The sequence below is a fragment of the Luteimonas rhizosphaericola genome (assembly GCF_029888045.1).
GTDB classification, from domain to species: domain Bacteria; phylum Pseudomonadota; class Gammaproteobacteria; order Xanthomonadales; family Xanthomonadaceae; genus Luteimonas; species Luteimonas rhizosphaericola.
In genome coordinates, this window is the sequence record NZ_JARXRN010000025.1 from 234,997 (window position 1) to 246,111 (window position 11,115).

An 11,115-nucleotide genomic window follows, 5' to 3' on the forward strand; every position below is an offset into this window, starting at 1 on the left:
CATGCCCGACACAACGCGAACCGCGCCCCGGCGCGGCAATCACGCCGGATAGAGGCCGCCCAGCACGCGCGGCCCCGCCGCGCCGGTCACGCTGGGCAGGTTGCCGGGCAGGCCGAGCAGGGTCTGCCGCGCCAGCCAGGCGAAGCCCATGGCCTCGACGTGGTCGGGATCGATCCCGTGCGCCGCGGTGGACTCGACGATCGCGTCCGGCAGCGCCGCCGCGAGCGCGGCCATCAGCACCGGATTGTGCACGCCGCCGCCGCAGGCGATCACGCGCCGGGTGCCCGGCTGGCTCGCCTGCAGGGCGGTGGCCACGGTGCGCGCGGTCAGCGCGTTGAGCGTGGCCTGCACGTCGGCGGCCGCTTCGTCGCCGCGCAGCCGCGCCTCGACCCAGCCGAGATGGAAGTGGTCGCGCCCGGTGGACTTGGGCGGCGGCTGCGTGAACCAGTCGTCGTCGAGCAGGCGTCCGAGCAGGCCCTGGTCGACCCGGCCGCCGGCGGCGAACGCGCCCCCCTGGTCGAAGGCCTGGTCGAGGTGGCGCAGCGTCCAGGCGTCCATCAGCGCATTGGCCGGGCCGGTGTCGAAGCCGTGCACCTCGCCCCGGGCCGGCAGCAGGGTCAGGTTGGCGATGCCGCCGAGGTTGAGCACCGCGCGGTCCTCGTCGGCCGCGTGCAGCAGCGCGGCGTGCAGGCCCGGCAGCAGGGGCGCGCCGTGGCCGCCGGCGGCGATGTCGCGCCGGCGCAGGTCGGCCACGGTGGTGATCCCGGTGCGTTCGGCGATGGTCGAGGGATCGCCGAGCTGCAGGGTGAACGGATACGGCCCCCAGGGGCGATGGCGCAGGGTCTGGCCGTGCGAGCCGATCGCGCGGACCGCGTGCGCCGGGGTGCCGCTGTCGGCGAGTGCGAGGTTGGCGGCTTCGGCGAAGGCGCGCGCGACGCGCACGTCGAGTTCGGCGATCGCGTCCAGCGACAGCGACGCGCCCTGCTGGCCGAGCGCCACCAGCTGCGCGCGCAGCATCGGATCCCAGGGATAGGTGCGGCCGAACACGAGCCGCGCAGGGCCATCGTCGAAACGCACCAGGGCAGCGTCGATGCCGTCGGCGCTGGTGCCGGAAATCAGGCCGAGATAGAGGTCAGACATGGCGGGATTCTACGGGGCGGCATGCGCGGCCAGCGGACGTCTTGCACCGGACCGGACGCATGCGGGTGCGGCCAGGCGCGCCGGTGTTGGCCGATAGCGGCGCGTTGCGCCGGCGCGGTGGCAAGGGCCAGGACGATCTGCGCGGATGGCGTGAGGTGCGATCCGCCCGGGACGCGGATCGACCCCGGGGCGCGCTTCGCTTGTGCGGGCGACGCCGGGATCAGGGCCATCTTCGCGTGACGGCACCGAAGGACGTGCCGCCGGAGCGGCGTCTGCGGATCGAAGGGGCGGGCCGTTCACCGTCGTCGCACCCGCCGTCGACGCGTTCGCGGCCTGCGGGCCGCGTATGCGGCGGGTCCCCCCGGGCGCGCTTCGCTTACCCGGGCTACGCGATGGTGCTGCGCGTCGCGCGGGCGCTCAGCCGCGCTTGCCGCGCGGCGCGGTGGCGGCGGCGACGCGGCGGTCGGCGTCCGCCGCCTCGGGCACGCTGGCGTAGATGATTTCCTCGACTTCGCGGATGCGCTCCAGCGCCGGACCGGTCTGGGCGCGGAACTGCGCCAGCGCGGTGCCGCTCAGCGGCTCGGGCGGCGGCATGGTGTGCTGCAGCGGGTTGCGGTGCACGCCGTTGACGCGGAATTCGTAGTGCAGGTGCGGGCCGGTGGACAGGCCGGTTGAGCCGACGAATCCGATCACGTCACCCTGCGAGACGCGCTGGCCGCGCTTGAGCTTGGCGGTGCGCGACATGTGCGCATACAGCGTGGTGTGGCCCTTGCCGTGGTCGAGCACCACGGTGTTGCCGTAGCCGCCGTGCCAGCCGGCCGAGACCACTCGCGCGTCGCCCGCGGCCATGATCGGGGTGCCGCTGCGGGCGGCGTAGTCCACGCCCTTGTGCATGCGCTGGGTGCCCAGCACCGGATGCCGGCGGTTGCCGAAACGCGAGCTCAGGCGCGCGTACTGGATCGGGCTGCGGATGAAGCTCTTCTTCAGCGGCCGGCCCTCGGCGGAGAAATACTCGCCCTTGCCGTCGCGCTCGAAGCGGATCGCGGTGAACGGCTTGCCCTTGGCGGTGAACACCGCCGCGGTCACCGGGCCGGAACGGATCAGCTCGCCCTCGCGCCAGGTCTGCTCGACCACCACGCTGAAGCGGTCGCCGGAGGTCACGTCGCGGTCGAAGTCGATGTCGTACTTGAACACCTCGTCGGTCAGGGTGTTGATCACCGACGGGCTCAGGCCCAGCTTGCGCGCGGAATGGAACAGCGACTTGCCGACCTTGCCGCTCACCACCGCGGTGCGCACTTCGACCGGACGCTCGATCACCTGTTCGGCGACCCGGTCGCCGGCCAGCGACAGTTCCACCCGCTGGGTGTCGTTGCGGTCGTAGCGGAACGCCAGCAGGCGGCCGTCGGCGGCCTGGTCGAACGCGAGTTCGGCGCCCGGGCGCAGCCGGGCCAGCGCCTGCCGGTCGTCCGAGGCCTCGAGCAGCCGGTGCAGGGTGGCGGCGGGAATGCCGCGCGCCTCGAAGATCGAGCCGAGGGTCTGGCCGGATTCCACCTTGACCACCTCCCAGCTGCGCTGGGCCTGCGCGGCGCGGGTCGCCTTGGGCAGCGGCGGCAGCGGCAGGGCCAGGGTGGTCAGCGCCGGCCCGTGGTCGGCGACGCGCATGGCGTTGGAAAAGCCCGGCACCAGGCCGATGACCAGCGCACCGAGCGTGGCGAACAGGCTGGCGTGCGCCCAGTCGCGCCGGCTCCAGCGGCCGTTGAACGAGAAGCGCGCACCGGCATCGCCGGCATCGGCCAGTCGCTGTTCGTTGGCGGTGTTCTGCGCGGCGGCCCGGAGGTTGTGCTGGCGGACGGCCTGGTGATGGGCGACGTCCGACGACATCTGGGGCGGCTGCGTCATGGCGAAAATCCGGGTATGGCGTGACGGGCGCGTCAGCGGCGTACCATAAGCACATGAACTGGGAGCGTCAAACCCTTGTTGCCCAAGGGTTTTGCGCGCGCACACTTGTTAACGGGACTTTTACGATTTCTTATGACAGGCATCACATCCCTGAAGCCGGGCGCTGCGCGCCGGGTCTCCCCGTGAGCGGCCCGGCGACCGACGCCGCCCTGGAACTGCTGGCCCGGGGCGCCGACGAGATCCTCAAGCCCGGGGAGCTGGCCGCGCGACTGGACGAAGGCCGCCCGCTGCGCGTCAAGGCCGGCTTCGACCCCACCGCCCCAGACCTGCACCTGGGCCACACGGTGCTGCTGAACAAGATGCGGCAGTTCCAGGACCTGGGCCATCAGGTCGTGTTCCTGATCGGCGACTTCACCGGGATGATCGGCGACCCGTCGGGCAAGAGTGCAACCCGCAAGCCGCTGACCCGCGAGGACGTGCTCGAGAACGCACGGACCTATGAGTCGCAGGTGTTCAAGGTGCTCGACCGCGACCGCACCGAGGTGCGCTTCAACAGCGAATGGTTCGGCGCGATGTCGGCGGCCGACATGATCCGCCTCGCCGGCCAGCACACGGTGGCGCGCATGCTCGAGCGCGACGACTTCGCCAAGCGCTATGCGGCGCAGCAGCCGATCGCGATCCACGAGTTCCTCTATCCGCTGGTGCAGGGCTACGACTCGGTCGCGCTGCGCGCGGACGTGGAGCTCGGCGGCACCGACCAGAAGTTCAACCTGCTGATGGGCCGCGGCCTGCAGGAAGCGCACGGACAGGCGCCGCAGGTGGTGCTGACCATGCCGCTGCTCGAGGGGCTGGACGGCGTCAACAAGATGAGCAAGTCGCTGGGCAACTACATCGGCATCGCCGAAGCCCCGATCGACATCGTCAACAAGACCATGAAGATCGGCGACGACCTGATGTGGCGGTGGATCGACCTGCTGAGCTTCGAGATCTCGATCGACGAGGCGGAGCGGCTCAAGGCCGGCGTGGCCGCGGGACTGAACCCGCGCGAGATCAAGCTGCGCCTGGCGCGCGAGCTGGCGGCGCGCTTCCACGACGCGAGCGCGGCCGAAACCGCGATCGCCGGCTGGCATGCGGCGGTCACCGGCCAGGGCGACACCTCGCTGCTGCCGCTGCAGGACGTGGCGGTGCCCGCCGAGGGCCTGCGCGTGGCCGCGCTGCTGACCGCCGCCGGCATCACGCCGTCCAATTCGGAGGCCAACCGCAAGCTCAGGGAGGGCGCGGTGAAGATCGACGGCGCCGTGGTGGAGGACGCGGGCCTGGTGCTGGCGCCGGGCTTCGAAGGCGTGCTGCAGGTGGGCAAGCGCAACTTCGCGCGGGTGCGGCTCGTCACCGCGGCATGACGAGGCGCCCGCCAGGCTGGCGGGCATGGACCCCGGAATCGCACAACAACTGGACGTGGTCGCCAGCATGGCGATCGCGATGCTGCTCGGTGGCCTGATCGGGTTCGAGCGCGAACTCAAGCGCAGGCCGGCGGGCTTCCGCACCCACATGCTCGTGGCCGGCGCGTCGGCGCTGCTGGTCGGCGTCGGCCGGCTGACGGTCGAGGCGCAGGCGGGTTCGCCGGCCAGCGGGATCATGCAGGTCGATCCGCTGCGCCTGGTCGAGGCGGTGATCGCCGGCGTGGCGTTCATCGGCGCCGGGACGATCTTCGGCGAGAGCCGCCGCGGGGGCGAGACCATCTCCGGCATCACCACCGCCGCCTCGCTGCTCACGGTGGCGGTGATCGGCGTGGCCGCGGGACTGGACTACTACCTGGTCGCCGGCACCGCCACCGCGCTGTCGCTGTTCGTGCTGGTCGCGCTGTCGTGGTGGGAAAAGCGCAAGGGCCTGCAGGAGGCCGCGAAGGACCCGCAGGCCGCGGTGTCGCAGGCGCCCAGCGCCGAGGATCCGGCGCGCGTCAGGCGACGCTGAGCGCCGCCAGGCCGAGCAGGCCGAGCACGCAGGCGTAGCCCGTGATCCACGCCAGGCTGCGCCACCGCGGCAGGTCCGCCAGGTAGCACACGCCGTGCGCGATGCGCAGGACCACGAATGCCACCGCCAGCAGCGCGATCCGGCCCGGGTCCACGCCCGCCAGCTGCGCCATCACCACGCCGGCGGCGAACGGCGCGAATGCCTCGAATGCATTGAGGTGCGCGGCGTTCGCGCGCTGCACGCGGTAGTTGCCCTCCTGCTTGCCGAGCCACGCGCGCGGATTGCGGTTGTTGTAGCCGGGCGCGCCGGTCTTGGCGAAGGCGACCCACACGTAGGGCAGCAGGGCGGCGATGAGCACGCACCAGTAGGCGGTGGCGAGGGTCATGGCGTCGGCGGTCTCCGGCAGGAATGCCAGATTAGAGCAGGACGGGCGCGCCCCGTCGCCCGATGGTGCCGATGCCGGCGCGCGCCCCGGCCACCCTGCAGGCGGATCGGCGCAGGGTGCGGCGGACAGCCTCCACGTTGCGTGGGACGCACGGGGCACGACGTCGCGGGACGGATACGGAAACGGCGCCGCATGGGCGCCGTCTCCGGGAGGCCGCGCGGCGCCCCGCTGCGCGCTATTCGAGCGCGGCCCGCTGCGCGTCGCGCGCGGCCTTGAACGGGTTGCCGTCGTACCAGTTCGGCCACTGGCCGCCGTCGGCCAGGTCCAGGCCGACGGAGAACAGCAGTTCCAGGTCCTCGACGATGCCGTCGAACTTCCAGCCTGCGTGGATCTCGTCGCCCGGCTGGTGGTAGCGGCTGGCGTACTCGTCGTTCGCCGTCTTGCCGGCCTCCGCGCCGCCCTCGAGCAGGTCGCTGCCGCCCTTGGCGTACAGCGCCGGCACGCCGGCCTTGGCGAAGTTGAAGTGGTCGGAGCGGAAGTAGAAGCCGCCGGCCGGGTTGCCTTCCTCCACCAGGGTGCGCTGCTGCTTGTCGGCGTGCGCCTTGAGGATGTCCTCCAGCGCCGAATTGCCCTTGCCGGTGACCACCACGTCGCGCGAACGCCCGGCGACGCTCATCGCGTCGAGGTTGATCACGCCGACGGTCTTCTCCAGCGCGAAGCCCGGCTGGGCGACGTAGAACTTCGAGCCCAGCAGGCCCGACTCCTCCAGCGTCACCGCCAGGAACACCACCGAGCGCTGCGGCTGCGCGGACTGCTTGAAGCGCTCGGCGATCTCGATGATGCCGGCCACGCCGGTGGCGTTGTCGACCGCGCCGTTGTAGATCGTGTCGCCTTCGCCCTCGTGCTTGCCCAGGTGGTCCCAGTGGGCGAGGTAGATCACCGACTCCTCCGGCGCCTGGGTGCCCGGGATGTAGCCGATCACGTTCTGCGAGGATTTCTGCTCGACCGTGCTGGCGAGGTCGAACGAGACCTTCGCCGTCAGCGGCACGGCCTTGAAGCCGCGGCGGTTGGCGGCGGCGTACTGCGCTTTCAGGTCGAGCCCGGATTCGGAGAACAGCTGCTGCGCCACCTCGCCGGTGATCCAGCCCTGTGCCGGCAGGCGCGGCTCGGGATCGTCCTCGGCGCGCAGGTCGAACTGGGCGCCCGACCAGGAATTCTTCACCACGTCCCAGCCGTAGGAGGCGCCTTCGGTGTCGTGGATGATCAGCGCGGCGGCGGCGCCCTGGCGCGCGGCTTCCTCGAACTTGTAGGTCCAGCGGCCGTAGTAGGTCATCCGGTTGCCTTCGAACAGGCTCTCGTCGCCGGCATGGAAGCCCGGGTCGTTGACCAGGATCACGACGGTCTTGCCCTTCACGTCGAGGCCGGCGTAGTCGTTCCAGTCCTGTTCGGGGGCGTTAACGCCGTAGCCGACGAACACCAGCTCGCTGTCGGCCACCGCGACCTGCGTCTTGCCGGTGCGGGTGCCGATCACCATGTCGCTGCCGAACTTCAGCTCGCGGGTGGCGCCGCCGCTGTCCAGGCGCAGCACGGTCGCCTCGTCGGCGGTGGTCTCCACCATCGGCACGGTCTGGAAATAGGTGCCGTTGTCGCCGCCCGGCTCCAGGCCGATGCGCTCGTACTGGGCCTTGATGTACTCGACCGTCTTCTCTTCGCCGGCCGAACCGGGGGCGCGGCCCTCGAACTCGTCGGACGCGAGCGTGGTGACCAGGGCGCGGACGTCGTCGGCGTCGATCTCCGGCTTGAAGGTGTGCGCGTCGGGCGCGGGCGCCTCGGCGACGGGCGGGGCGGGCGTGTCGGCGGCCTCGGGCGCGGGCGCGCGGTTGCACGCGGCCAGCAGCAGGCTGCCGCTGCACAGCAGGATCAGGGAATGGCGCATCGGTGACTCCGGTCGAACGGTGCGCCGATTCTACGCGTCCCCGACCACCGCGCCCGCGTCGCCGGCCGGATCACTCCGCCGGCGCGCGCTCCCCGCTGTACGGGGTCGCCGTGGCGCCGGTGACCGGGCCGGTGCGCGCGGTCTGGTGCACGTACAGCGTCACCTCGCGCTCGAACTTCAGCGGGCCTTCGACCACCGCGTCCGGGCCGATGATGATCCGCGGCTTGCGCTTGTTGACCTGCACCGGGAACCAGTTCGAGGTCGGCTTGGTCACGGTGATGCCGCCGCGCACGTGCGAACCGACGCCGACGGTGATGTCGCCGCTGACGGTTTCGATGCCGCCGGCCAGGTCGACGTCGACCAGCCCGATCGCGCCATTGACGGTGCTCACGCCACCGCCCACGCTGCCGGCGGCGCCGACGAAGATGCTGCCGTTCACCGTTTCCACGTCGCGGGCGATGCGCGCGCGTTCGCCGATGCGGATGCTGCCGTTGACCGTCGACAGGCTGTCGGCGCCGATGTCGTCGCCCGCGCGGATGCTGCCGTTCACCGTTTCGGCATCCGCGACCATGGCGCCCGATTCGATGGTGATGCTGCCGTTGACGGTGTCGACGTCGCCGTAGGGCCGCCCGGCCTGGGCGACGACGCTGCCGTTGACCTTGCTGATGTCCTGCTGCGCCAGCGCCGGGGCGGCGGACAGCAGCAGCGAGCAGGCGAGGGTGACGGCGATGCAGGAATGCTTCATGGCGATGGCCCTCCCGGGCGGTGCGGCATGCGGTTGCCGGTGCAACGGTGTGCAGTGGAGCAGGTTCGGAACCAGCTTGCACCGGCTTGGCTACAATCGCACCGGTCGAAAGTCACCGGGACTCCCGTCCGTGCCTGCCTCCCCCGCTTCCCGCGCCGCCCGCCCCCGCCCCGTGGTCCTGCTGATCCTCGATGGCTGGGGCCACCGCGACGATCCGGCCGACAACGCCATCGCCCTGGCCGACGTGCCCAACTGGCGCCGGCTGCTGGCCGAGCACCCGACCACGCTGATCCACACCGAGGGCCGCTATGTCGGGCTGCCGGACGGGCAGATGGGCAATTCCGAAGTCGGGCACATGAACATCGGCGCCGGGCGCATCGTCTACCAGGACCTCACCCGGATCGACGCCGCGATCGAGGACGGCAGCTTCTTCGAGACCGCCGAGCTCAATGCCGCCTGCGACGCGGTGCTCGCCGATGGCGGCACCCTGCACGTGATGGGGCTGCTGTCGCCCGGCGGCGTGCACAGCCACGAGGCGCACATCTTCGCCATGCTCGACCTCGCCGCCCGCCGCGGCGTGCCGCGCGTGGCCGTGCACGCCTTCCTCGACGGCCGCGACATGCCGCCGCGCTCGGCCGAGCCGAGCCTGCGCGCGCTGCAGGACAAGTGCGACGCGCTCGGCAATGCGCACATCGCCAGCGTGTCGGGCCGCTACTGGGCGATGGATCGCGACCAGCGCTGGGAGCGCGTGCGCAAGGCCTGGGACGCGGTGGTCGAGGCGCAGGGCGATGCGCCCGATGCGCTGTCGGCGCTGCGGGCGGCCTATGCACGCGGCGAGAACGACGAGTTCGTCGCGCCGACCGCGCTCGCCGGCGCGCAGCCGATGCGCGACGGCGACGCGATCGTGTTCATGAACTTCCGCGCCGACCGCGCGCGCCAGCTCAGCGCCGCGTTCGTATCGCCGGATTTCGCCGGCTTCGGCAACGGCGTGCGCCGTCCGGCGCTGGCGCGCTACGTGTGCCTGACCGAATACGACGCCACGCTGCCGGCACCGGTCGCGTTCGCGCCCGACAACCTCGCCAACACGCTCGGCGAGGTGCTGGGCGCGCAGGGGCTGACCCAGCTGCGCATCGCCGAGACCGAGAAGTACGCCCACGTCACCTTCTTCATGAGCGGCGGCCGCGAGGCGCCGTACCCGGGCGAGGAGCGCATCCTGGTCCCCAGCCCGAAGGTGGCCACCTACGACCTGCAGCCGGAGATGAGCGCGCCGGAAGTGTGCGCGAAGCTGGTCGAGGCGATCGAAGCCGAGCGCTTCGACGCGATCATCTGCAACTTCGCCAACCCCGACATGGTCGGCCACACCGGCGTGCTGTCGGCGGCGATCAAGGCCGTCGAAACCGTGGATCGCGCGGTCGGCGAGATCATCGCCGCGGTGCGCGACAAGGGCGGCGAACTGCTGGTGACCGCCGACCACGGCAACTGCGAAATGATGCGCGACCCGGAGACCGGCGAGCCGCATACCTCGCACACCGTCGGCCCGGTGGACCTGGTCTACGTCGGCTCCCGTGCAGCCACGCTGCGCCGCGGGGGCGCGCTGCGCGATCTCGCGCCGACCATCCTCGACCTGCTCGGCGTTACGCAACCGGCCGAGATGACCGGCGCCAGCCTGCTGGTCGCGAAGGAATGATCCACGCGGCCCGCGCCCGGCGGGCCCTGGCGGCGGCGCTGCTGGCCGCCGCGTGCATGGCGGCGCCGGCGGGGGCCTGGCAGTCCGGCGGCGAGACCGAGCAGCGCCTGGACCGCGTGCGCAAGGAGCTGCGCGACGTCGCCAGCGAACGCCGCCGGATCGAAGGCCAGCGCGGCGAGGCCGCGCGCCAGCTGCGCGCCGCCGACGAGCAGGTCGCCAGCAGTGCGCGCGCCCTGCAGCAGACCGAGGCCGAACTCGCGCGGCAGCAGGCCGCGCTGAAGGAGCTTGCGACCACCCGCGACGCCCTGCGCACGCGCATGGGCGCCCAGCGCGAGGAGCTGCGCGCGCTGCTGCGCGCCAGCTACACCGCCGGCGATGCCGCGCCGCTCAAGCTGCTGCTGGCCCAGGACCAGGTGGCCGACGCCAGCCGCGCGCTGACCTACCACCGCTACCTGCAGCGGCAGCGCGCCGAACGCATCGCCGCGCTGCGCGGGGAGCTGGCGGGGCTCGAATCGCTCGAACGCGAGATCGCCGATCGCCGCCAGGCGCTCGAGCGCGCCCGCGAGAACCAGCGCGCCCAGGTGGCGGCGCTGGAGCGCGACCGCCGCGAGCGTGCGCAGGCCGTGGCGACGCTCGACAAGCGCTACCGCGACCGCAGTGCGCGCGAGCAGGCCCTGGGCCGTGATGCGAAATCGCTGGAGCGCCTGCTGGCGCGCCTGCGCGCCGCCGCGGCGAAGGCCGAGGCCGAACGCAAGGCGGCCGCCGCGCGGGAGGCCAGGCGGCAGGCCTCGCCCGGCGGCGGCAACCCGGCGCGCCGCGCTCCCGCCCAGGTCGCGCGCGCGGCGCCGATCCAGGTCGGCGGCCTGGGCTGGCCGCTGTCGGGCTCGCTGCTGGCCGGCTTCGGCGGACGCATGCCCGACGGGCGCAGCAGCCAGGGCGTGCTGATCGGTGCGGCGGCCGGTTCGCCGATCCGCGCGGTGGCGGACGGCACGGTGGTGTTCGCCGAGTGGATGACCGGCTACGGCATGATCCTGATCGTCGACCACGGCAACGGCGCGATGAGCCTGTACGCCCACTGCGACGCGCTGCTCAAGGAGGCCGGCGCCGCCGTCCGCCGCGGCGACGCGGTTGCGACCGTCGGCAATTCCGGCGGCCAGGGCCAGCCGGCGCTGTATTTCGAACTGCGCCGCAACGGCCAGCCGGTGAATCCGACCGGCTTCCTGCAGAAGCGCTGAGCGGCGCGGCACGCGCCTGCAGGGACTCCCCGCGCTCCGAGACGGCTGCGCCGGCGCGCCGGCGCACTCGTCCCGCGCCAGGCGCACGGTCGGGGCGCTCGCCGCAGCGCACCGGTC

General features: G+C 72.4%; 9 protein-coding genes. 4 read left to right on the top strand and 5 right to left on the bottom strand.

Going from position 1 to position 11,115, the window contains the following annotated elements; genetic code table 11:
* Nucleotides 1–39: 39 nt before the first annotated feature.
* Nucleotides 40–1,140, bottom strand: a complete 1,101-nt coding sequence (locus QFW80_RS10385; RefSeq protein ID WP_280601813.1) for an anhydro-N-acetylmuramic acid kinase — start codon at nt 1,138–1,140, stop codon at nt 40–42.
* Between the two features lie 417 nt (nt 1,141–1,557).
* On the bottom strand, nt 1,558–3,039 hold the full coding sequence (locus QFW80_RS10390) for a M23 family metallopeptidase (protein WP_280601814.1): 1,482 nt from the start codon (nt 3,037–3,039) through the stop codon (nt 1,558–1,560).
* A gap of 182 nt (nt 3,040–3,221) precedes the next feature.
* On the opposite strand from QFW80_RS10390, the gene tyrS reads away from it, so the two are divergent.
* Nucleotides 3,222–4,439 carry a tyrosine--tRNA ligase gene (gene tyrS / locus QFW80_RS10395; protein ID WP_280601816.1) on the top strand — a complete coding sequence of 406 codons (1,218 nt, stop codon included), beginning with the start codon at nt 3,222–3,224 and terminating at the stop codon, nt 4,437–4,439.
* A 25-nt stretch (nt 4,440–4,464) separates the two neighbouring features.
* Nucleotides 4,465–5,010, top strand: a complete 546-nt coding sequence (locus QFW80_RS10400; RefSeq protein ID WP_280601818.1) for an MgtC/SapB family protein — start codon at nt 4,465–4,467, stop codon at nt 5,008–5,010.
* On the opposite strand, the gene QFW80_RS10405 is transcribed toward QFW80_RS10400, so the two are convergent.
* From QFW80_RS10405 to QFW80_RS10415, 3 genes are all read right to left on the bottom strand, one after another.
* Nucleotides 4,997–5,395: an MAPEG family protein gene (locus tag QFW80_RS10405; RefSeq protein ID WP_280601820.1), complete on the bottom strand. Its 399-nt coding sequence runs from the start codon at nt 5,393–5,395 to the stop codon at nt 4,997–4,999. The genes QFW80_RS10400 and QFW80_RS10405 overlap by 14 nt on opposite strands.
* Nucleotides 5,396–5,630: 235 nt before the next feature.
* Complete coding sequence (locus tag QFW80_RS10410; protein WP_280601821.1) at nt 5,631–7,331, bottom strand: M28 family metallopeptidase; 1,701 nt, start codon at nt 7,329–7,331, stop codon at nt 5,631–5,633.
* A gap of 70 nt (nt 7,332–7,401) precedes the next feature.
* The gene (locus tag QFW80_RS10415) at nt 7,402–8,076 is read right to left on the bottom strand and encodes a DUF4097 family beta strand repeat-containing protein (protein ID WP_280601822.1); all 675 of its coding nucleotides are present in this window, start codon (nt 8,074–8,076) and stop codon (nt 7,402–7,404) included.
* A 172-nt stretch (nt 8,077–8,248) separates the two neighbouring features.
* Here QFW80_RS10415 and gpmI point away from each other — a divergent pair, with 172 nt between their 5' ends.
* A complete protein-coding gene (gpmI, locus tag QFW80_RS10420) occupies nt 8,249–9,763 on the top strand; it encodes a 2,3-bisphosphoglycerate-independent phosphoglycerate mutase (protein WP_280601823.1) in 1,515 nt (504 codons plus the stop codon).
* Complete coding sequence (locus QFW80_RS10425; protein WP_425603545.1) at nt 9,760–10,998, top strand: murein hydrolase activator EnvC family protein; 1,239 nt, start codon at nt 9,760–9,762, stop codon at nt 10,996–10,998. Before gpmI ends, QFW80_RS10425 begins: the two co-directional genes overlap by 4 nt.
* The last annotated feature ends 117 nt before the right edge of the window (nt 10,999–11,115 follow it).

Excerpts from the sequence above, each read along its gene's own strand:
- QFW80_RS10385 (WP_280601813.1), bottom strand. The coding sequence starts at position 1,140 with ATGTCTGACCTCTATCTCGGCCTGATTTCCGGCACCAGCGCCGACGGC.
- QFW80_RS10390 (WP_280601814.1), bottom strand. The coding sequence starts at position 3,039 with ATGACGCAGCCGCCCCAGATGTCGTCGGACGTCGCCCATCACCAGGCC.
- QFW80_RS10400 (WP_280601818.1), top strand. The coding sequence starts at position 4,465 with ATGGACCCCGGAATCGCACAACAACTGGACGTGGTCGCCAGCATGGCG.
- QFW80_RS10405 (WP_280601820.1), bottom strand. The coding sequence starts at position 5,395 with ATGACCCTCGCCACCGCCTACTGGTGCGTGCTCATCGCCGCCCTGCTG.
- QFW80_RS10410 (WP_280601821.1), bottom strand. The coding sequence starts at position 7,331 with ATGCGCCATTCCCTGATCCTGCTGTGCAGCGGCAGCCTGCTGCTGGCC.
- QFW80_RS10415 (WP_280601822.1), bottom strand. The coding sequence starts at position 8,076 with ATGAAGCATTCCTGCATCGCCGTCACCCTCGCCTGCTCGCTGCTGCTG.
- QFW80_RS10425 (WP_425603545.1), top strand. The coding sequence starts at position 9,760 with ATGATCCACGCGGCCCGCGCCCGGCGGGCCCTGGCGGCGGCGCTGCTG.